General features: G+C 40.7%; 16 protein-coding genes and 1 riboswitch. Of the genes, 6 read left to right on the top strand and 10 right to left on the bottom strand.

Annotated features, from left to right (window positions below; translation table 11 throughout):
• Positions 1-15 precede the first annotated feature (15 nt).
• Positions 16-3,165 carry an efflux RND transporter permease subunit gene (locus D172_RS10800; RefSeq protein WP_007375813.1) on the bottom strand — a complete coding sequence of 1,050 codons (3,150 nt, stop codon included), beginning with the start codon at positions 3,163-3,165 and terminating at the stop codon, positions 16-18.
• A gap of 2 nt (positions 3,166-3,167) precedes the next feature.
• On the bottom strand, positions 3,168-4,346 hold the full coding sequence (locus D172_RS10795) for an efflux RND transporter periplasmic adaptor subunit (protein ID WP_004335425.1): 1,179 nt from the start codon (positions 4,344-4,346) through the stop codon (positions 3,168-3,170).
• A gap of 169 nt (positions 4,347-4,515) precedes the next feature.
• On the opposite strand from D172_RS10795, the gene D172_RS10790 reads away from it, so the two are divergent.
• On the top strand, positions 4,516-4,779 hold the full coding sequence (locus D172_RS10790) for a YkgJ family cysteine cluster protein (RefSeq protein ID WP_007375812.1): 264 nt from the start codon (positions 4,516-4,518) through the stop codon (positions 4,777-4,779).
• Between the two features lie 314 nt (positions 4,780-5,093).
• Here the strand turns inward: D172_RS10790 and D172_RS10785 are convergent, their stop codons facing one another.
• Entirely contained in the window at positions 5,094-6,947 is a 1,854-nt protein-coding gene (locus D172_RS10785; protein WP_007375810.1) for a TonB-dependent receptor plug domain-containing protein, read from the bottom strand.
• A gap of 340 nt (positions 6,948-7,287) precedes the next feature.
• Between D172_RS10785 and D172_RS10780 the strand changes: the two genes are divergently transcribed.
• Positions 7,288-7,776, top strand: coding sequence for a peptide-methionine (S)-S-oxide reductase (locus D172_RS10780; RefSeq protein WP_007375809.1), 489 nt, complete (start codon positions 7,288-7,290; stop codon positions 7,774-7,776).
• A 152-nt stretch (positions 7,777-7,928) separates the two neighbouring features.
• Here the strand turns inward: D172_RS10780 and D172_RS10775 are convergent, their stop codons facing one another.
• From D172_RS10775 to D172_RS10760, 4 genes are all read right to left on the bottom strand, one after another.
• The gene (locus D172_RS10775) at positions 7,929-8,480 is read right to left on the bottom strand and encodes a DUF4136 domain-containing protein (RefSeq protein ID WP_007375807.1); all 552 of its coding nucleotides are present in this window, start codon (positions 8,478-8,480) and stop codon (positions 7,929-7,931) included.
• Positions 8,481-8,588: 108 nt separating this feature from the next.
• Positions 8,589-11,366, bottom strand: a complete 2,778-nt coding sequence (locus D172_RS10770; protein WP_007375806.1) for a chromosome segregation ATPase — start codon at positions 11,364-11,366, stop codon at positions 8,589-8,591.
• Entirely contained in the window at positions 11,363-11,911 is a 549-nt protein-coding gene (locus D172_RS10765) for a condensin complex protein MksE (protein WP_007375805.1), read from the bottom strand. Before D172_RS10765 ends, D172_RS10770 begins: the two co-directional genes overlap by 4 nt.
• A gap of 3 nt (positions 11,912-11,914) precedes the next feature.
• Entirely contained in the window at positions 11,915-13,186 is a 1,272-nt protein-coding gene (locus tag D172_RS10760) for a hypothetical protein (protein WP_007375804.1), read from the bottom strand.
• Between the two features lie 222 nt (positions 13,187-13,408).
• On the opposite strand from D172_RS10760, the gene nhaD reads away from it, so the two are divergent.
• Both nhaD and lysC read left to right on the top strand, forming a co-directional pair.
• Entirely contained in the window at positions 13,409-14,656 is a 1,248-nt protein-coding gene (gene nhaD, locus D172_RS10755; RefSeq protein WP_007375803.1) for a sodium:proton antiporter NhaD, read from the top strand.
• Between the two features lie 101 nt (positions 14,657-14,757).
• A riboswitch (Lysine riboswitch) is annotated at positions 14,758-14,930 on the top strand.
• Between the two features lie 75 nt (positions 14,931-15,005).
• A complete protein-coding gene (gene lysC / locus D172_RS10750; protein WP_007375802.1) occupies positions 15,006-16,397 on the top strand; it encodes a lysine-sensitive aspartokinase 3 in 1,392 nt (463 codons plus the stop codon).
• A gap of 46 nt (positions 16,398-16,443) precedes the next feature.
• On the opposite strand, the gene D172_RS10745 is transcribed toward lysC, so the two are convergent.
• Positions 16,444-17,202 (bottom strand): 4'-phosphopantetheinyl transferase family protein, encoded by a 759-nt coding sequence (locus D172_RS10745; RefSeq protein ID WP_007375801.1) that lies wholly within the window; start codon positions 17,200-17,202, stop codon positions 16,444-16,446.
• A gap of 141 nt (positions 17,203-17,343) precedes the next feature.
• Here D172_RS10745 and D172_RS10740 point away from each other — a divergent pair, with 141 nt between their 5' ends.
• Positions 17,344-18,666 carry a sodium-dependent transporter gene (locus D172_RS10740; protein WP_007375800.1) on the top strand — a complete coding sequence of 441 codons (1,323 nt, stop codon included), beginning with the start codon at positions 17,344-17,346 and terminating at the stop codon, positions 18,664-18,666.
• Positions 18,667-18,759: 93 nt separating this feature from the next.
• On the opposite strand, the gene D172_RS10735 is transcribed toward D172_RS10740, so the two are convergent.
• Positions 18,760-19,740, bottom strand: coding sequence for a 2-hydroxyacid dehydrogenase (locus D172_RS10735; protein ID WP_007375799.1), 981 nt, complete (start codon positions 19,738-19,740; stop codon positions 18,760-18,762).
• Positions 19,741-19,828: 88 nt separating this feature from the next.
• Positions 19,829-20,389 carry a glutathione peroxidase gene (locus tag D172_RS10730; RefSeq protein ID WP_007375798.1) on the bottom strand — a complete coding sequence of 187 codons (561 nt, stop codon included), beginning with the start codon at positions 20,387-20,389 and terminating at the stop codon, positions 19,829-19,831.
• A gap of 121 nt (positions 20,390-20,510) precedes the next feature.
• On the opposite strand from D172_RS10730, the gene D172_RS10725 reads away from it, so the two are divergent.
• Positions 20,511-21,392 carry an NAD(P)-dependent oxidoreductase gene (locus D172_RS10725; protein ID WP_007375797.1) on the top strand — a complete coding sequence of 294 codons (882 nt, stop codon included), beginning with the start codon at positions 20,511-20,513 and terminating at the stop codon, positions 21,390-21,392.
• The last annotated feature ends 166 nt before the right edge of the window (positions 21,393-21,558 follow it).

Genomic DNA, 21,558 nt, shown 5'->3' with positions numbered 1-21,558 from the left:
GGGATGTTACTTAATTTAGCTATTTGTAGGCGCTGGTTGGGCATCTACTAGTGGCGGCTTGCCACGCATTTTACGAACTAATCGTTTCGCATCTTCTAGTGCAACATACTGGCATGGTATAAGTATCAGTGTAATTACTGTGGCAAATAACACACCAAAAGCAAGTGATACAGCCATTGGGATAACAATTTTAGCTTGTAAACTCGTTTCAAAAATAATTGGCATTACACCAATAAAGGTAGTGATTGAGGTGAGTAGTATTGCTCTAAAGCGACGAGCACCGGCTTGTACTACAGCATCTTTAATCGCAACACCTTCAGCGCGGGCTTTGTTTACAAAATCAACCATAACGAGGGAATCATTTACGACCACACCCGCTACAGCAATTATGCCAAACATCGATAAGCTACTCATAGTCATGCCTAAAATCATATGCCCAAACATAGCGCCCACTACACCAAACGGAATAACCGACATTATAATAAGTGGCTGCGAGTAAGAGCGAAGCGGAATGGCTAACAAGGCAAATATAATCATCATTGATATACCAAAATCACGAAGCTGCTCTGAAGCGCTATCCATTTCTTCTTGAATGCGCCCAGCTACATCACTTGTAACGCCAGGGTAGCTTTTAAGTAATGTTGGTAAGTATTCATCACGAATTTCTTCTGCAATCGCAAATGGTTCGGCTTTGTCGGTATTTACCGCAGCCCATACGTTTACAGTACGTTTAGAGTTTTCGCGGCGAATACGGTTTACACCGTCAACCAGCTTAACTTCGGCTATTTCGCTAAGTGGTACTTCAGCGCCTGTAGGCGTAATAATACGCACACTTGCTATGTCACTTATTGAATTACGTTCGTCTTCTGGATAGCGGATCATGACTTTAATTTCTTCGCCTTCACGCAATATTCGCTGCGCTTCTAAGCCGTAGTAACTAAAGCTAACTTGCGACGCTACATCAGCAAGCGTTAAACCCATGCTGTAAGCGAGTGGTTTTAAATCAAGTTGCACTTCGTCGGTAGCGCTTTGCATTGAATCGTTTACGTCGCCAACGCCTTCCATTGTTTCTAATTTGGCTTTTAATTTACCTGCTACTTCTTTTAGCTCGTCAGCATTTTTGCCTTCAAGTTTAAAACTAACGTCGCCATCATCTCGACCGCCATTCATTATACTGTCTTGAATGGTCATGGTTTTAATGCCTGGCAGGGCGGGCATTTGCTCGCGCCATAACGCACTTAGGGCAAAGGTGTCGATAGGGCGTAAATCAGGCTCTACCAAAATGGCCATAATATTGGCTTGCGTTCGTCCGCGCAGACTTACCGATAAATCGCGGATCATCGGTTTACCGTATTGCTCTTGTAGTTGCTGATCGACCTTTAACAACACGCTTTCTATTTTACGTGCGGTTTCAAGCGTTGCTTGCTCAGATGAAGCAAGGTTCATTTCTATATCAATACGTGGAAAGTCGTGCGGTATTTTAGGGTTTGGTACAAACTTAACTAAACCACCTGCAAACATACCTGCGCTTACAATAAGCAAACACATAAAGCCGACAATCACTGTATAGCGATAATGAATACAGCGGCCAACAAATGGAAGGTAGTAGTTATTCACAAAGCTTTTTAAGCTGCTATCAATCACCATTCGTAAGCGATGTAATAGGTTTTTAGGATTTGGTTTACGTGGGTTCATTGCTGCAATATGCGCAGGTAAAATAAGTTTTGATTCAATGAGTGAAAAAATCAAACATAAAATAATCACGCCACCAATGGCCTTAGAAAAAGCAGCGCCAGGGCCGGTTGCGAGTGTTTGAGGTAAAAATGCCGCAATAGTCGTTAGTACACCAAAGGTTGCTGGCATCGCAACGCGTTTTACACCGCGTACAACGTTATCAAGTGTGTGACCGTATTTTTCTATTTCGGCACTGGCTGACTCGCCCACAACTATGGCGTCATCAACAACAATCCCGAGTACAAGTATAAAGGCAAAAAGAGAGGCTAGGTTAATTGTTACATCTAAAAAGCCAATAGGCATAAACAAAAAGGCGCCCAGAAAAGACACTGGTAAACCCATCATTACCCAAAATGCTAAGCGTAGTGGTAAAAATAGTGCCAGCACTAACATTACTAACAAGCCACCCCAAATCATGTTATCGACCATCATATCGAGTCGACCTTCAAGGTAGTAAGTTAAATCAACAATAGGAGAGAGCTTAACACCTGCAGGTAAAAGTGGCTCTTTAGTTGCCATGTAGCTTTTAAGTACTTTTGCTACATCGGTAATGTCTTGATCTTTTGATGCGTTAACTTCAAACGAGAGTGAGTTTTTACCATTGTATTTTGAATATTGTAGACCTTCTTCAAAGCCATCATTAATAGTTGCAACATCGCCTAAATAAATTTGTGCGCCATCAGCAAGGGTAATAAGTGGCAGTTTTTCAAACTCAAAACCACGGTAGGCTTGTTTTTCAACACGCATCGAAATATAACCATTTTCAGAGCGTATTTGCCCCGCCGACATATTTGCCGAAAAGTTTTGCACCGCGCCTGCAATATCTCTAAATGTTAAGCCATATTCGCGCAGTTTATCGGGGCTGACTTCTATACCAATTTCGTATTCTAAGCCGCCGTTAAAATTAACAAGGTTAACGTGAGGCAGTGCTTGTAACTCGTCTTTTATATCGTTGCCAAGCTCTTTTAACTGGTAGTTACTCATGTCGCCGTAAAGCGCGAGTATCATTACCTCTTGCTCAAACTTATCGCGGCGCACAACAGGGCGCTCCATTCCCGCAGGAAAGGTGTTTATTGAATCAACTTGTACTTTAATTTCATCAAGTACTTCTTGTGGATTGTATTGTTCTTCTATTTCAATCCACGCTTGTGAAAAACCACGGTTAGAGTAAGTAATTAGGCGTTTAATGCCTTCAATACCTTCGAGGTTTTCTTCAACCTTTATGGTTATGCCTTCTTCAACCTCTTGCGGGGCAGCCCCTGGGTAAACTGCTTGTACGCTTATCCAGTTGCTTTCAAACTGTGGGAACATTTGTTTGCGAATGGTCATCGCCATTAAAATACCGCCTACTAATATAAATATCATTAGTAGGTTGGCAGCAACGGGATTTCGGGCAAACCATGCTATTAACCCTGTTTCACGAGTGTTCATGATTATTCCTCTTTCAGCGCAAGTTGAGTTACATCAGTTTTATCAGGCGCAATATCTTCAATTTTTACTGCCATACCTTCAGTTGGGTATTCAAGCGCTGAGGTAACAATTTGCTCGCCATTTTTTAACCCTTGGCTGGCTATAATCATGCCGTTTTGTTCGCGTATAATATTGAGGGTTTTAAACGACAATGTTAAATCGTCATTTAAAATTACAATTTTATTATCTTTAACTAAGTGGTGCGCAACAATAATTGCGTTATCAAGCGGGCGACCTTCAATGGTAGCGTTAATGTATGAACCAAAACGAAGAGGGCGTGTTTTGTCGCCATAAGGTGTTGCAAGTTGTGCTACCAAGTAGCTCATACGGCTTGTTTGATCAACCACACCTTCGGTGCGAATTACTTTGGCTTGCCACATTGTTTGTTTACCTGCGTATTCTGCGTTAAATGTAACATTTGAGCCTACGCCGCCATTTTTTAAATATTGCAGTTCTTGATCGGCAACCGGTAAACGTACCTCTGCAACTGAGGTTGCGCTTAGTGCGCCAAAACTATTACCTGGGTTTACTACTGAACCCAAGCTAATTGTGCGCTCATTAATAATGGCATCATAAGGGGCTTTAATATAAGTACGCTCAAGATTGCGGCTAGCACGCTTAACACTTGCTTGAGCAGAGCGGTAACGCGCTAATTTTTCTGCCAGCTGTGGTTTTCGTAAATAAAGTTCTGATGCAATAGCGTCGCTTGAGTCTGACTTAATACGCTCCCACTCAGCTTGAGCGACATGTGCTTGCGCGCGTTCTATTTCAAGTGCAGAGCTTGCTTGTGCTAAACCTGCTTGCGCTTCAATAAAGTCTGCCTCGTAATCATTTGCATCAATTCGTGCTAAAATATCGCCTTGCTTTACAAACGCGCCTTCAACAAATTGATCTGATACCGAAATAACTTGCCCGCTAACTTGTGCTATTAGCTCGGTACGATACTTTGGTTTAACAATGCCGTACGATTTAACATCGAGCGTTATAGAATCTAAAAGTACGCTTTGTGTTGCTACTAAAGGACGTAAATCTTGCTCTGGCTTTTCTTCGGGTGGTTTTTTCATTGCCATAAAGGCGAAAGCTAAAGCAATACCGCCTGCTAAAACAGCGATTGGGAGTATTATTTGTTTTGTAGTAGCCACAAGGCATTCCTTCATAATTGGTGGTGACAGAGCAATAATACGCAATAAAGTGTTTACAAGCTGTTTTAAGATGTAACAAAGCATTACATGTGTGTGTTACAACTCACTATGTGACTAATTAAGTTCCTAAAAAGAAATTAAAGTAAGTGTTTTTTATACAGAGGAAATTATGAAAACCGAATCGATGAATTGCAGGCTAGGCTGCGGCGCATGTTGTATTGCGCCAAGTATTAGTTCGCCTATTCCAGGTATGCCAAATGGTAAAAAAGCCGGAGAGCGTTGTATTCAGCTGGACGAACGTAATTTATGTAAGTTATTTGGTGATGAAAGTCGACCAAAAGTATGTAGCGATTTTAGTGCCACGCTTGATGTGTGCGGGTCAACAAATGCACAAGCCCTAGCGCTTATTACAGAGCTCGAAGAGCTCACTTAGTGAGCTATTAAAATACACATATATTTACACTTATTTATTACTGTGTTTTTATTTTAAGTAATTAAAAGCTGCGCTTTTCACGCGAGCAAGCTCTGCGTCTACCGCCAAAGTGTAGGTTTGTGTCTGTTTTTGCAGACGTAAAGCTTGCTTACGTAACGGGCATTGCCCGTCAATAAGGTTCACAAAGACGGTAAAAGTCGCTGGACTCTAAATAATTAAAAGCTGCTCTTTTCACGCGAGCAAGCTCTGCGTCTACCGCCAAAGTGTAGGTTTGTGTCTGTTTTTGCAGACGTGAAGCTTGCTTACGTTACTAGTTACCAGCTATACGTTGCGCTTAACGTATATTGCTCACCGCGCCCTGGTGTACCTGGTATTTCTTCAAACGACTCATCCCATAAGTTATCTGCCGCTAGGGTGATAAATAAATTACTCAACTGTGGCGGCGTTATTTTAAGGGTTAGCTGGGTAAATAACGCGTTGTCATTGCCGTTTCTAAGTGCATTTTTGTGTTGTGTACGCCATTCGTTATCTATTCTAAATTCTAAAATATCAGTTGGGTTGTACACGGCGCCAAGTGTTAAACGGTGATCAGGAAAGTTTAACGCGTAAAAACTGGCATCAATATCGGCTGCGCCGTAGTTTTCTGATTTATGTAAATAGGTGTAGCTTGCTATAAGTTTTGCTGTATCAAAGTGCTTAGTCGCTAAAAATTCAACCCCTGCAGTATCAATATCAACTGGGTTTGCAAAGCGCGCTGAAGTTGAATCAAAATTAAAGGTCCAATCGGTTAAGTTATTATCTTTTCGATAAAAAATAGCCGAGTTTAACTGCCAGGTTTGTTCTTCAAGTAATAAACCTAGCTCCAAGTTTGATGTGGTTTCGCGCTCAAGGTTGTAGTTACTTCTAAATAACCCGCCTGAATCACTGCCGCCAATGGCTGTGTAGCCTGCAACTTGACTCGCTTGCGCGTATGATAAGTAAAGGGTTTGTGCTGTGCCGTCACTATTTTGGGTGTTTAAGGTTATGTCACCAATAGCTGATACTTCAGCATCATCACGATTTGTATCGTCATAGGCTGCGCCTAAACGAAAGGTAAGTTGTTTATTATCCTCAAGCGCCATTTTGTATTCAGGCAATACGCTTAATTTATAATACTTACGAGAGGTAAAGTTGTTTTCAAGCGTGGTAGATTCAATTGAGTCGTCAATAAACTGTGCTGAATAATTTACAGCAAATACATCGCTTTGAGCATGATGCCCCGATAGCGCTAACGACTTAACTTCACTTTTGTGAAACGCTTCAAAAGCGCTTGGATTTTCGCGAGAGTAAATATAGTGATCGTCATGGGTACGATAATAAGCAGATACTTCAAAGTTGCTGTTATCAGCGTAGTTTTGCTTGTGATTAAGCATCCAAAGACGGGTTTCTAAATCTTCAGTTTCGTTAACGCCAAAAGGGGTGTACAAATTTGGCCAACCAAAAAACTTATCTTGTGAGCCAAAAAACAAATCTGTTTGGCTGTGCTCGCTTGCTAATTGCACGCGAGCTGAGGCGCGCGAGAAGTCATGATCGCCATTATCAATGGTGCCATCACTTTGCGAATGAGAATACTCACCTTCAAAGCCCAGAGTATAGTTAGCTAAGCTATCAAGTTGTGTGTTTTTAGCAGCGTGAATACTTTGCAAATTAAAGTCGTTTGTACCAGTACCAAGGGATACACTACCGCCAGTAATAATCGGTTTCCAACCAAACGAAACTGTACCTACAGAGCTATTCATACCGTAAAGTGCGTTATCGGCACCGGTTAAAACATCTGGGCCGGTTAGCATTTGCGGTGCAATGGGTATTTCAGCAAAATAATGCCCAGATTGCGGGTCAAGTAGAGTAGCGCTTCCTACTCTAAAACCGGTGTTTTCGAAAATACCGCCGCGTATAGTTACATCAGCTTGCGCCTCAGCCATATTACGCGATTGAAGGTCAACACGAGGGTCATATTCTAAATTAGAAATAGGCGAGTCGAATGTACCTACTGGCAACTTATTTGCAGTGGGTGAGGCCTCAACCGTTATTTTCTCGATTGGTGACTCATCAGATAGCGTATTAGCATTAGCAAATGCAGTAACGCTGTATAATATTGCAGGTATTATAATGTGTGGTTTGCGATTCATGTGTTTCTCGTCATTTTTTATTTGTAGCTGCGGTTACAATTAATTTCAAAGCTTATATTTGAGCATGATAAAATAACTAAATGTAACAGCAGTCATTTTGTGCGCGATTGTACATTAATTTGTTAATAACTGCATTTGATAACCATTTACGTAATACCGGCTTTATTAAAAACATGGTCATTCTATCGTATTAAATAGCGCACTCACTGCGTTAAAAATTATTTATATAGAACAACTATATGTCATAATTTTCGCCTTGTTATTGCGCTATTTTCTTGGCGCTATAATAGAACACTATTTTAATGCAATCGGTATAATTACTTATTAGGTAACATTTATAATGGATACGACACAACAAAATACTATTTACTTTGCTGGTGGCTGCCTGTGGGGTGTACAAGAATTTTTAAAGCACTTACCTGGTGTAATAAGTACTGAAGCAGGGCGCGCTAATGGTACAAGCAAAACCACTAACGGCGAATACGATGGTTATGCCGAATGCGTAAAAGTCATTTTTGATTTAAAAGTCGTTAGCCTAAATAAGCTGTATGACTACTTTTTTGAAATTATTGACCCGTATAGCATTAATAAACAAGGGGATGATGTAGGCCCTAAATACCGCACTGCCATTTATAGCAAAAGCCAAAGCCATTTAGACGCAGCAAGCAATTATATAAACAAGCGCAGTGATGCCGATAAAATTGTGGTAGGGGTAGAGCTGCTAACTAACTACGTGCCAAGCGATCCTGAGCATCAAGACCGATTAACTAATCACCCTGATGATTACTGCCATATACCGCTTGAGTTACTGCATAAGTATAAATCGTAAATTTAACGCGGTGTTTTTTTGTAGACGTGCAGCTTGCTGACGTGACGAGCGCAGCTCGTAATTACTTAAGTCTGTAAGCCCAAAAATACACATCCACAAAAAAGCTCACGAACTGTGAGCTTTTTTAAAACTTACTTATAGCTAATTTTAACTTACTGCTGCTTTTGCGGCGGGAAGTTACTTAAAATTTCGCTCACTGTTTTATTAATTGATGCTTCACGTTGTTCTGGCGATTGATTTTTCTTTAATCGGCCTTCTTTTGCGCCGCGCCATACTAGCTGGTTAGATTCACGATCCACAATATCAATAATCAGTGTACCCACTTCGTATTCACGCGCAGTTGTATCGCGTTGAAAACCAGTACCCCAATAACCCCAATGCGGGCGGTAGTTTACATTAAATGTATCTACTTCAAGCTCTTTGTCTACCGATGCATGATAGTTAACAAGTACATCAGCATTTGCTGCATCAACTAATCTCATACCTAGTGTTTGGCTCAGTTCTGCGTTAACAGCAGTGCGAACACGTTTTTCCATTAGGCCATTAATTTGGTAGTTATTTGTGTCTTTAGTTAGGCTGGCGTTTTCTACCCAAGCAAATGTTTTAAAATTACTAAAGTTGGCTGATTTATCGTAATCCCAATCAGGGGTTTGTGTACAGGCTGTAAGTAGTGCTAGCGCTGCAACAATAAGTATATTTTTCATTACGTTTGCTCCAATAAAATGCATTAATTTAAAATAACACACATCGTTTAAATGTGTATTATTTAAACGTCCTATATTTTAGTTTAGTTGGTTTGCCTTAACGGCCAATTAATTGTGTTCAACTTCAATCCAATCTTTTTCATCCACCCAGTTTTGTGCACCGTCTTTTACCGAGCGAATCGGCACAATGTAGTCACAACTTATTTGTGGCTTAACTGAGGCAAATATAGGCACAAAACCAAAGCTTAGTGCGGTTTCTATAATCGCTTTTTGATTTTGCGGGTCAATGTCGGCCGCTTCATCTATGTAAATAGGTATACGGTATAGGTTTTGTTCTTGATCGCTTAATAAGTAACGAATAAACAACATGCCACACAATAACTTAATCGTAATACGTGTGCCATTTGAACCCGCCGAATCTATTTTTTCAAAGTGTTCGGTTTCACCTGCGCGGTTAACCACTTCAAATCGGATATCAAATAAATCGGTAAGTGTTAAGCCCGCTTTATCTGATGCGAGTTTAATTAAGTGATCTTTCGCTTCGTTTACCGCGCTTTCGCTGTACGGTTCTTGGCTCAGTAAATCAAGTGTGTCACCTTGCTCAAATTGATGCGACGTGCTGATAATGGTGTCTATACTATCAACCAGCATTTTGCGCGGTATGACGTTAATTTTAAACGCTTGCAGGTTTGAAATACGGTGCTGGCTTATGCCTTTATTAAAGCTGTTCATTTCGCGTCGAAGTCGGTCTAAATCTTCTCGCAAGCCTTTAATAGTTGCGGCCACTTCGGTAAGCGCAACGCGTGCTTGGCGCTCAACAGCATCGCGTTCGTTTTCAATATTATGAAAGGCGCTTATTAGCTTTTGGTATTTAGTGTATTCGTCATTTTCGTTGTCGAATTTAGTAATACCCGCGTTATATACATGCAAATAGGTATTACGCACGTTTATGTCAAAATTACGCAGTTCTTGGCAGTCTTTATTAAAGTGATGAACAAGGTCGCTTAAGTTATCAAAGTCGACCGTAATATCAATCATGTACGGGGTTACTTTACCACTGTATAAATCAAGCGTGTGGTCAATTCGCTCGCTTTTAACTTGGCGTAAGCGCTCAGTTTGGCGATTAATTTGCTCTTGTTTCGATTTAATTAACGAGCGACGATCGGCAATTGAGCCACTATTTTTTTGAATATCTTGCAGGTAGTCGTCAACTTGTTCGCGCTCAGCTAATAACTGCTCTTTTAGCATGGCTTGCGCTTCAACCGATTGCTGCATTACATCAAACTGCTCTAAGCGTTTTAGGGCGCTCTCTGCACTCATAAGCTCATCGTATAACGCGTCTTTTTCTTTTTGCTTGTCGGCAACGTTTGCAGCAACATCGCGTTGTTGCTTAAACTCTTTAAGTGAATGCTCAAGTGCATTTAACTGAGCGGTTAATTGCTCTTTATTTTCGCCGCTTTGCATTTGCACAGGCGAGAGCTTTTTAAGCTTAATGCTCGCACCTGGTAGCGTTAATACGCCGCCTTTAACGTTTTCGCTAAGTAGCGATAAAAATTCACCAAACGCGTCTTCGTCATCAATGGTTATATCGCCATTAGTGGTGGTTGCAAACGATAGAATATCTGGGTTTAAAATGCGCGATATTTCTTCTACTTCTTTTAACGAGAGGTCTTCGCGCATGCGGGTAAACAAATTAAATTCAAGATTTTTAAGTTGCAGCTTTAAGCTCTTAATTTGTTTTTGTGTTTCGCTAATGCGGTAGTCAAGCGTGTGCAGGCTTTGCCCTTGTGCGCTAGTTATAGAGTGCGAAAGCGACTCGTAATCTTGCTTTAACTGAGTCAGGCTGGTTTTAAGCGTGGCTTTATTTACTAGTTCAAACTCGCTTTTAAGCGCATCGTAATCTAAAAACCACTGCTCAATTTGAGTTTGTCTACGCTCTATATCACGCGATTGCTGTACGTATAGGCTTTGCTTTTGCTCAAACTCGTGTTTTTCGTGCTCTATATCTTCAAGCGCTATACCCAGCTCATTAAGTTGCGATTCTTGATAGGTATCAAAATCAATCAGTGCTTGGTCAATTTTAGGTGCGTATGCGGCTAATTTACCTTTAAGCACGGTTTGGTTTTCAAGCATTGATTCAAGCGCTGCTATTGGCTCTTGCATTGACTCAAGGGCTTTTAATTCGCGTTTTGAGCGATTTACTTTATCAAACGAGCGACGCCATACTTCATAAAAGTCGACTTTAGAGTTCGACATATGACGTTCAAACACACGCAGCATAAAGCGTTTTACGTCGCTTGCGCCCAATTTATGTAAGTTAAGAATACGTCTAAATATTTCTTTATAAATAGAGGAGTCTTGCACATTATTAAGCGGGATCATTTTTAAGTTAATGTCGCCGTCAAATGGGGTTGCGCCGCCAGTCAATAGCGCGTTTAACTCTTGTGCTTTTAACTCAATAGGGTTGTAGTTAAGCGATTTTAAATGGTTGAACAGCTTGGTAAATTTAATAATAGTTTTACCTTGCGTATACTGCTCTAAATCAAGCTTTCCTTGATAACAAAAGTACTGATGCGCGTAACCGGCAATTTTACCAAGTCCCGCAACGCCTATTACTACCGAGCCATGAGGCAAGTTAGCTTCTAGTAAAATGTACGACTGATCGGATGAAAAATAAAACTTACGGGTTTCATCTAAATCGTGTCCGTCCCATTCTGTTAAGCGTAAATCGTTAATAAGCGGGAACTGCAGGGCGTTAATAACCGAGCTTTTACCTGTGTTATTGGGCGCGCAAATAGAGCTGCTTTTATCAAGCGGGATCACACATTTTGCATAGCCTGCGGTGTTAAGTAGGGCGAGTTTACTTAGTCCGTATAGATTTTTCATTCCTCGTCCTCTGTAATGTAAGTTTCTTCGTTTACTTCCATGAGTGCATCTATGTAGCGGTGAATTGGCGCTTGTAGCAGAAAGCCGCCTTCTACTTCACGGGCTAAACCTAGGCGCACCATGCGCAGGTAAACGTCTTTGCGCAAATCAGATCCCGAAAATATCTCAAGCTGATCAAACAAATGTTTGTTAATTTGCACCAGCGTTTGCATAAGCTCTAAATCGTTTACGTCGTCAAACAATGCACGCATTGGATCTTTACCCGTATTGGCGTAGTGCTCAATTAAAATGTAAATGGTGAGCGCGATAGCGCGAGATATTTTGCCCATATTTGGCGTGCTTTCGTCGCTACCAAAATAATAAAAGCCACGGCTGTCGTGTTTTAAATCGTTACCTAGGGCGGTAAATAGGGCGGTGTAGTCTTCTATGTGCTGGTCAAGCTCTTGCCACATTACGTTGTCTTGCTCGCAAATGTGATAACCCGCTACTAATTTTTTATTAATGGCTTGTAGATGAGTTAGCTCGTCTAAGTTTATGTGTGTCATGGTTTATTTACCTGCCTTTGGATCTGGCTGAGGCTCTGAATTAAATGGATATAAAGAAAAGTGCTGACCGGCAATTTTTACGCGGGCTTTTTCATCGCTTTGAATTATTTTAATATCGCTGTCGCTGACTAATTTTTGATACAAAAATAGCATTTCATCGGCATCGAGATCTGGATAGCTTTCGTCTAAAAATTGCAGCAAGGGCTGCGGCTTTTTGCGTTTTTTATTAAAGCGCTTAGCAAAGCTGGTTTTAACATCGTTGTAGTCAGGAATATTAGGTGTAACAAATGCAGGCACGTCTTGCTGGTCAGGCAATTGGTATTCTTCGTGTTCAAATTCAACCAAGCTTGCCATGTAAGCCACGATATGGCGTTGCTGACCAAGCGAATATCGCTGCGCGTCGCTTACAAAATGTGGTTGCACAGCACTTAGCATATTGTCTACACCATTTTTACGTACAAGCCCAAGTACTTTGGCTGCTTGGCGAGTAATTAAGTTATTACGGCGTAGCTCCTCACGTAGTGGCATAAGCATATCGGCACTTTTACGTAAGCTTTCTCGGCCCATTAAATGCATTTCGAGTATACGGGTACGTAATTGCTCCAACATGCGTTTGTCGTTATACGCTTTACCCGAGCGTTCAATATGAATAATTTGCTTACTTATTTGCTCTTCAATGAGGATAAAACACGCATGAAACTCACCGCGAATATCAACCATTTCAAGCATTGGCTCTATGTATTCGTCAAAGGCTTCTATTACCGCTTTATAACGCTTTTGCAGCGATTGCACCGCATTATTTGATTTGGCTTGTTCAACTATATTTAAAATAGCGTTTTCGTTGTGCGTATAGAGCTTCATTATTTTACGCACCCGATCATCCATAATACGGCTGTAGCGGCGTAAGTCGTCAAAGTCTTCTATTTCGCCAGCGTTATCTAGGCGATTACCTAAACGAGCTAGGTCGTCGACTAATACGCTAATTTCTTGCGCTAAGCCTAAATGCTCTTCTTGCAGTAAAAAAGTAGCAAAATCGGCAATAGCACGATTTATTTCAAGCTGAGAGGATTTAGCCAGCGGAATTAAAATATCTTGGTTTAACAAACGATTTGTTTCTTTATAAATGCGTTCGTTTGACCACGTAGGCTGCTTTTGCTTAATCGCGTTTTGTACGTCTTTTAGGCTAAAGTCAGCCATTTTAAAACGTTTAAATAATAGCGCTAATACACCCCAATGTTCGGTTATGGTGTTTAGCAGCTTTTTAGCTGGGATCATAAGGGGTTACAACATCCTAGTATTTTATTATTGAGTTCTTTTAGAAGACTCATTATTACGTATTTTTAATTAACCTTGTCTGTATATAGTATTCGTTTTTAAGACCATTTAATAATAGTTTTTGCATAGAGGCAGTGCTAAAATTCGCGCCGAAAATAGGCACATGAAATGGAATGTTATTTGTGTGTTCTTTAAAACTATATCAAAGGTTGTTTAACTACCATGGTTTCCTCGATTATTCTAACCCTGATAGCGATTGCATTTTTACTGATCGTTATAGAAGATATAATCCATGTAAATAAAGCTAAAACCACGCTGTTTTTTGGTACGCTTTGCTGGATTCTTCTTTTTATATACCCTCTACACGGGCAAAGCCCCGATACGATTCAACACCTCCTAAACGAAAATATTTTAGAAATTGCCTCTCTATGGCTATTTTTAATGGCTGCAATGACCTTTGTCGCGTATTTAAATTCAAAGGGGTTTATAGAAAATATTGTGCACCGTGTTATGCCAAAAAGTATTAGCGAAAAAAAGCTCATGTTTTTGGTGGGTGGTTTTGCATTTTTGTTTTCGTCGATTTCAGACAATGTAACAGCTACGCTTATATCGCTTGCGGTTGTTATGTCGTTAAAACTTGAACCTAAAAAGCTCATTAAATACGCCACGCTTATTGTATTTGGTGTTAACTCAGGTGGGGTATCGCTAATAACAGGTGACGTAACTACACTGATGATATTTTTAGATGGCAAAGTAACCATTGCTCATTTATTACTACTTATAGCGCCAGCTCTTGCAAGCGTTATGCTGCTAGCTGCGTTACTGTCTATCGGTATGAAAGGGCGTGTTGAGTTTGCTGGTGCAGGTAAAACCCGCATTGAAAAAACCGACATTACCATCGCCGTTATATTTTTATCTACCGTAGTGAGCACACTTATGCTGAGTGTAGTTTACAGCGTACCGCCTTTACTCACCTTCTTGTTTGGCTTATCAGTGATGTTTTTAGTAGCGCAATTTTTAATGCGCAAAAAAGACATTAACAAAGACATAATCGATTTTGTTCGCGATATAGAATACGACACATTATTGTTTTTTGTAGGTGTACTTTTACTTGTAGGCGCATTAAAAGAAATTGGTATGTTGAGTAAATTTACCGACCTATACACGGTAATGGCACCAGAATACGCAAACTACTTAATGGGCATATTATCAGCAGGGGTCGATAACGTACCGCTTACCGCTGCATTATTAAAAGCCGATATAGTAATGAGCCAACAACACTGGTTGTCGTTTACGTATGCAACGGGCGTGGGTGGTTCAATGCTTATTATTGGTTCGGCTGCGGGCATTATTGCCATGAGTAAAGTTAAAGCGCTTACCTTTATGAGCTACTTGCGTTTATCGCTGCATTTATTAATTTGCTATACGGTTGGATATGCGGGCTCGTATTACATGGGCAGTTTTATTTAACTCATAAATTATTAAATGCTTGACAGCTAGACGTCTAAACGATAACTTTCAAAGCCCCGCTACTTAGTGGGGTTTTGTTTTATTAGCCACTGGTTAATAAAGCATTCAGAAGAGGTGCGATACTTAGGTACTTAATGTTAGGCGACGAAAGCCGATGATCATTAAGGAGGGAAGTACTCGCCGAGGAAAATAATGATACGTCGTCATTGTTTTTCGGTTTATGGGGCTGAATCCTCAAAACTGTCACCAATATAGGTGGAGAGCTTCTGGCAGTGGACTTATCTTCAAGCATTCCTTTGCCAAGTTCTTCTTGTTTTATTGCGGTTTGGATACCGCGAAAGGAGACTAAATGACTACCCAATCAGTGCCACAAACTGTATCAGGCGCAAAATCAGATTACATCGTTGCCAAATTTGGCGGAACCAGTGTTGCAAATTTTGAAGCGATGAGTCGCTGTAGCGAAATTATTGTTGCAGATAAAAGCGTACGTATTGTTGCCGTGAGCGCCAGTGCCGGCGTAACTAATCACTTAGTTGCACTGTGTAAATCAAGCATTACCTCAAGTGAGCGCCAAGAACACATAAACGGCGTGCTTGCTATTCAGCAAACTATTTTAGATGAATTATCGCTAGATGCCGATTTAGCGGTTGGCTTTAACGAAACCTTAAAAGCATTTCAAACATTGGCTCAAGAGCCACTAACAACCGATCAGCAACACGACGAGCTACTTAGCTTTGGTGAGCGTTTATCGTCGTATTTATTTGCTCAGGTGCTGCGTTTACAAGGTTTAAATGCCGATCGCTTTGATGTGCGCAAGGTGCTTAAAACCGACAGCCAATTTGGTAAAGCAACGCCCAATGTTGCAGCCACAGCGCAAGCCGCTAAAGAACATTTAATTCCGTTATTAGACGCTCAAGTAATTGTGACTCAGGGATTTATTGGTAGTGACGAATACGGTCACACCACAACGCTAGGACGTGGTGGTTCAGACTACAGCGCTGCATTATTAGCAGAAGCGATTAACGCTAAAAGTGTGCATATTTGGACCGACGTAGTGGGCATTTTTAGCACTGACCCGCGTTTGTGCGCAAAAGCGACGCCTATTGCACGCTTAAGTTTTGACGAAGCCGCTGAAATGGCAACCTTTGGCGCAAAAGTATTGCACCCAGCGACTATTTTACCAGCAAGCCGTAGCCACATTAACGTGTTTGTAGGTTCTAGCCGCGAGCCTGAGCGTGGCGGTACGTGGATTGAGCGCGAAAAATCGCAGCAACCAGGTATACGCGCAGTAACACAACGTAAAAACCAAATTTTGCTTACGCTTAAAAGCCCAGAAATGCTCCTAGCAAGCGGCTTTTTAGCACGCGTATTTACACTATTAAGTGAATACAATATATCGGTAGATTTGGTAACCACATCAGAAATCAGCGTAGCTATAACCCTTGATAATGCGCAAAACGCATCGCGCCCAGAGCTTGATCAAGAATGCCTAGATAAGCTTGCAGAGTTTTGTCATGTTTCGGTAGAAAACAACTTAACATTGGTGGCACTTATTGGCTCTGAGATTCAATTACGCCAACACGAAATGAACTTAATGAGTGTACTAAAAGATTTTAACATTCGATTAATTTGTCACGGTGCAAGTAAACACAACTTGTGCTTTTTAGTAGAGCAAACTGAGTCAGATAACGTAGTACAGTCTATCCATAGCCGTTTATTAGAAAACGATTTTGCTGCGTAAATAACCGTTATTCAGGAAGATTAACTAGTAAAGTTACCTAGTAAAATCACTTAACAAAATCAGTTAATAAAAAGCATCGCCAGTCGGTGCTTTTTTTATGCACCACACTTACATCAAAACAAACATTGCTGTCATTGCTATCAACTACAGTAACGCGATTACTGCTAGCACTCAGCTTTGCACTATTTAATTCGTCAAATACATTGGGGCTAAGTAATTTTGCAATAGGGCGGCTGGTGGCTTTAGCAAGTGACTCTTTTAATGTCCAAATTCTAAAAAACGTATCTGCTTGGGCTTGGGTATTAGTAGGCTTGGTGATAAGTGTAATTTCATCATTATGATAAAAATGCTTAGCGAGCTTTTCAAACGGGCGCTTTAGGCTTACTTTTTCAATATCAAAACCAAACTCACTTTTATCAAGATTTAGCGCGACCCCAACTAAACCATGCGAATGCGAAATACAGGTATTTATAACATTACCATTTACATGTATTTGCAGCTTTGAGCTTGCTTCATCAAATTCGGTACTCATTTTATTAAGGGGTACGTGCGTATGTTGCGGCTGCGTTACTTTAATAAGGTGTTTTAACAATAACCGCGTAGCTAAATACTCTTGCTTAGCTTGTGGGCTTTTGCGGCGGTTTATAATGGTTAACTCAAATGAGCTTAAGCAGTCGGGCAAATTAAAGTCACTAAGCTCAAGTGTTTTAGCATTAAATAATAAAATACTGTTACTCGCTAAAGACAAATTTGCCAATTGAGTTGAAGTAATACTCAAGGCGTTTTTAAAATAGTGTTCAGTCATAAAAGCCCTAAAGCAAAAGAAGTCGCTGATATTGTGAGCGGTTAGTGCCACTAATAAAGGCTGGGTACAATTTTATTACTCAGCTGGCATGAAATATGGTTTAATTCACAATAATCAAAATAATAACAGATTTGTAGATGTATGGCACAAGTGCGTGATGGGTTTCAAAGCCGACTTGGTTTTGTTTTAGCCGCTGCTGGCGCAGCAGTGGGTTTGGGTAATATTTGGGGTTTTCCTACGCAAGCGGCCAACCATGGCGGCGGTGCTTTTTTACTGGTTTATTTTATTGTTATATTTTTACTTGCGCTACCTGCGCTGTATACCGAACTTTATTTAGGTCACAAAGCACAAGCTAATCCTGTAAAAGCATTGGGCGATGCATGGCAAAACACTAGCCGTAAAGTGGGTGCAGCAGCCGGTTATATAGGCCTTGCGGGCGCAGTTGTTATGCTAAGTTTTTACTCAATAGTGGCAGGGTGGATGCTCTCGTACGCTATTGAACCCATAACAACCTTTTTAGGTTTCACAGGCGCAAGCGAATTTTTACATAGCGACTCAGTGCTGCGTAATTTTGTATTTACGCCGCTTATGCTTATTTTAACTGCCAGTATTATTTTAAAAGGGGTTAAATCGGGAATCGAAACCTGGTCGCGCCGTTTAATGCCACTGTTGCTAGTATTGCTTGTTGGTTTAATTGCCTACATTGCAACACTTGATGGCGCAAGCGAAGGTTTTGCCGCGTATTTGATTCCTGACTTTAGCCAGATACTCGACCCTAATTTAATTATTGCCGCAATGGGGCAAGCGTTCTTTTCGCTCTCGTTAGGTGTGGGTTGTATGATGATTTACGGCTCGTATTTACAGCCAGATGCTAATTTACCAAAGCTCACAGCAGGTGTTGCACTACTTGATACTGGCGTTGCTTTTTTAGCTGGATTACTTATTATTCCTGCTATTTATGTGGCGCAGCACAACGGTGTTGAAGTATTTAGTGGCGGTAAACTGATTGGCGAAGGGCAACTAATTTTTGCTATTTTACCTGAGCTATTTAGCACCATGGGCGAAATTGGTTTATTAGTTGGTTTATTATTTTTTGTATTAATGTCTATTGCATCGGTTACGTCAACTATATCGACGACTGAAATTCCGGTAGCGTTTTTAGTCGAAAACCATAACGTTAGTCGCACCAAAGCAACGTGGGCAGTGAGCGCCGTTGTACTTGTGTGTGCAAGCGCAATTATACTAAATTTTGATTGGTTATTTGGCTTAGTTATTATGCTATTTACTCAATACCAATTACCGCTTATGGGTTTATTTTACTTTATTACAGTAGGGTGGATGTGGCAGCGTGGTAATAAATTACACCAAGCAACAACTGGCGTACATTACTGGTTTGCTCAGTATATTCGATTTGTTTGCCCAATATTAATGACCTTAGTATTTGCAAACGTTGCCTTTGGTTAAGCTCTATTTAAAGTGAATTTTTAAACAAAAAAGCGAATAGGGCTCACCTTATTCGCTTTTTTTGTACCGGATATTTAGGTAAAGCCTAGGTCTTTATAAAACCTCGTTAGTCAGAGGCCTATCTTCATTTACTTCAAGCGCGTTAAGTAGGGTTGTGTTTGCTATCTCGGTGAGTGCTTCTTGGGTAAAAAAGCCCTGATGTCCCGTTACTAATACATTTTTAAAGCTCACTAAGCGCGAGAATATATCGTCTTGGTTTATTTCGTCACTGTGATTTTTAAAAAATAGCTCCGACTCTTGCTCGTACACGTCGAGCCCTAAATACCCTAATTTTTTAGTTTTAAGTGCATTAATGCACGCTTTGCTGTTAAGCAGTGCCCCGCGAGAGGTGTTAATAAGCATAACGCCGGTTTTCATTTTACTAAATGCCTCATCATCTATTAAATGATGAGTTTGCTCCGTTAAAGGGCAATGCAAAGAAATCACATCGCTTTGGCTAAGCAAAGTGTTTATATCGGTAATTGTATAATTGCCAGGTTGTGCGTAGGGGTCGCACACTAATACTTTAGCGCCAAAGCCATTTAAAATGTTGCACAGCGCAAGGCCAATTTTACCGCAACCTACAATACCCACTGTTTTATTGTGCAAGTTAAAACCAAGCAATCCGTTTAAATCAAAATTGTCTTCGCGTACGCGGTTATACGCTTTATGGGTTTTACGGCTAAGCGTTAGCATAAGTGCTATACAATGCTCGGCTACGGCCTCAGGGCTGTAAGCCGGTACGCGTAATACTTTAATTTTATGTGCTTTTGCAGCAGGTAAATCAACATTATTAAATCCTGCACAACGCAGCAAAATAGTATTTATGCCTTGGCTTGCCAATTGCTCAATAACCGTGGCGTTTACGGTGTCGTTAACAAATACGCATATGGCATCAAACCCGTTTGCTAAAATAGCCGTTTGTTCGCTCAGAGCTTGCTCAAAATACGTTATTTTAATATCACGGTGATCGCGTGTACTTTGTTCAAAAAAAGGCAGTTCGTACTTTTGAGTACTAAAAAAAGCAATGTTCATGGTAATAGCCTCGACGCTTAATAAGTATCAATACAATAAACTACTTTATAAATCTGTGCTTTAGTAACACGCATTTTATTGATTTAAATTAAGCCTTAGCTGGCGTAAACAAAGGTATTTTTGATGCTACCTTTTTACCACCTCTTGCAGCGCTTAACTTTGCGGCTTGCAGTAAGTTACTTTCTATTACTTGTTTAAGTGTTTCGGGCTTAGTACGCGGTGCATAGCGTGCAACAAGTTGCCCTTGTGAGTTAATTAAAAACTTAGTGAAATTCCACTTAATTGCACGGTTTTGTGAAATACCCCGAGTATGTGATTTCAAATAATTAAACAACGGGTGAGTTTCTGGCCCATTTACCATTACTTTACCAAATATCTCAAACGAGATATTAAATTGCTCTTGGTAAAAGTCTTTAATGGCTAAATTATCAAGCGGCTCATTTTGACCAAACTGATTACATGGAAATGCCAATATTGTAAATCCGCTACTTTTATATTCTTGATATAGTTTTTCAAGCGCACTTAATTGCACCGAAAAATTACACTTACTCGCTGTATTAACAATCAGTATGGTTTTTCCCTGTAGCTTACTAAGAGGAAAGCTTTCGCTGTTGTAAAGTGGTGCATTAAATTGATAAATACTATCCATAGGTTACCTACTTACATTTCCGATTAAGGAAATTTTATAAAGATTTTCATTCGCTTTTTTATCAGCCGGTTGACATAATCTAAGCCTAGTTTCTAAGTTATCAGTTAAATAGGTCATTTTTATGTCAATGAAAGTCGCATTTATAGGTTTAGGCGTAATGGGTTACCCAATGGCGGGGCATTTAGCAAAAGCAGGGCACAGCGTATGCGTTTATAACCGCACTCAAGCTAAAGCACAAGCGTGGACTGCAGAACACTCAGGAAGCTTTGCACCAACCCCGCGCGAAGCTGCCAACAATGCCGACATCGTATTTATGTGTGTTGGTAACGATGACGACTTACGCTCAGTAGTGTATGGCAACGACGGCGTGTTAGCGGGCATGTTGCCGCACACTGTTTTGGTTGATCACACCACAACCTCTGCTGAAGTAGCCCGCGAAGTAGCTGCAAAAGCTGAACTACAAAATGTCGACTTTATAGATGCGCCAGTTTCGGGCGGACAAGCTGGCGCCGAAAATGGCGTATTAACGGTTATGGCAGGTGGCAGTGAAGCCGTATTTGCTAAAGTGCAGCCAGTTATGGTGGCGTTTAGTCGTTTTAGCCAACTGTTAGGCGGCGTTGGCTCGGGACAACTTTGTAAAATGGTTAATCAAATATGTATTGCTGGCGCAGTGCAAGGTTTAGCCGAAGGCTTACATTTTGCCAAGCAAGCTGGGCTTGATGGTGAAAAAGTAATAGAAACAATATCTAAAGGCGCAGCCGGTTCGTGGCAAATGGAAAACCGCTACAAAACAATGTGGGCGGGTGAATACGAGTTTGGTTTTGCCGTAGATTGGATGCGTAAAGATTTAGGCATTGCACTTGATGAAGCTAAAAACAACGGCGCGACTTTACCAATGACCGCAACGGTCGATCAATACTACGCCGACGTACAAGCACTTGGTGGCGGCAGATACGACACCTCAAGCTTACTAGCACGCATTGAAGCACTGCATAAAAAGTAACGCTGTAGACGCGAAGCTTGCTTGCGTATAAAAACGGAGTTTTTAAAATGGTAAATATATTAAAAGCTGCACTTTTTAAGTGAGCAGGCTCGACTCTTACTGCCAAAGTGTAGCTGTGATTTTTACTTGTAGACGCAAAGCTTGCTTGCGTATAAAAAACACAGTT

Source organism: Pseudoalteromonas sp. Bsw20308 (assembly GCF_000310105.2).
GTDB classification, from domain to species: Bacteria; Pseudomonadota; Gammaproteobacteria; order Enterobacterales; family Alteromonadaceae; genus Pseudoalteromonas; species Pseudoalteromonas fuliginea.
Note: the sequence above shows the minus strand (reverse complement) of the source record. Positions and strands in the feature narration are given on the sequence as shown.

Coding starts and splice junctions, on each gene's coding strand:
- nhaD (WP_007375803.1), top strand. CDS start 13,409: ATGGTTTCCTCGATTATTCTAACCCTGATAGCGATTGCATTTTTACTG.
- D172_RS10770 (WP_007375806.1), bottom strand. CDS start 11,366: ATGAAAAATCTATACGGACTAAGTAAACTCGCCCTACTTAACACCGCA.
- D172_RS10760 (WP_007375804.1), bottom strand. CDS start 13,186: ATGATCCCAGCTAAAAAGCTGCTAAACACCATAACCGAACATTGGGGT.
- lysC (WP_007375802.1), top strand. CDS start 15,006: ATGACTACCCAATCAGTGCCACAAACTGTATCAGGCGCAAAATCAGAT.
- D172_RS10745 (WP_007375801.1), bottom strand. CDS start 17,202: ATGACTGAACACTATTTTAAAAACGCCTTGAGTATTACTTCAACTCAA.
- D172_RS10735 (WP_007375799.1), bottom strand. CDS start 19,740: ATGAACATTGCTTTTTTTAGTACTCAAAAGTACGAACTGCCTTTTTTT.
- D172_RS10730 (WP_007375798.1), bottom strand. CDS start 20,389: ATGGATAGTATTTATCAATTTAATGCACCACTTTACAACAGCGAAAGC.
- D172_RS10790 (WP_007375812.1), top strand. CDS start 4,516: ATGAAAACCGAATCGATGAATTGCAGGCTAGGCTGCGGCGCATGTTGT.
- D172_RS10780 (WP_007375809.1), top strand. CDS start 7,288: ATGGATACGACACAACAAAATACTATTTACTTTGCTGGTGGCTGCCTG.
- D172_RS10740 (WP_007375800.1), top strand. CDS start 17,344: ATGGCACAAGTGCGTGATGGGTTTCAAAGCCGACTTGGTTTTGTTTTA.
- D172_RS10800 (WP_007375813.1), bottom strand. CDS start 3,165: ATGAACACTCGTGAAACAGGGTTAATAGCATGGTTTGCCCGAAATCCC.
- D172_RS10775 (WP_007375807.1), bottom strand. CDS start 8,480: ATGAAAAATATACTTATTGTTGCAGCGCTAGCACTACTTACAGCCTGT.
- D172_RS10725 (WP_007375797.1), top strand. CDS start 20,511: ATGTCAATGAAAGTCGCATTTATAGGTTTAGGCGTAATGGGTTACCCA.
- D172_RS10765 (WP_007375805.1), bottom strand. CDS start 11,911: ATGACACACATAAACTTAGACGAGCTAACTCATCTACAAGCCATTAAT.
- D172_RS10785 (WP_007375810.1), bottom strand. CDS start 6,947: ATGAATCGCAAACCACACATTATAATACCTGCAATATTATACAGCGTT.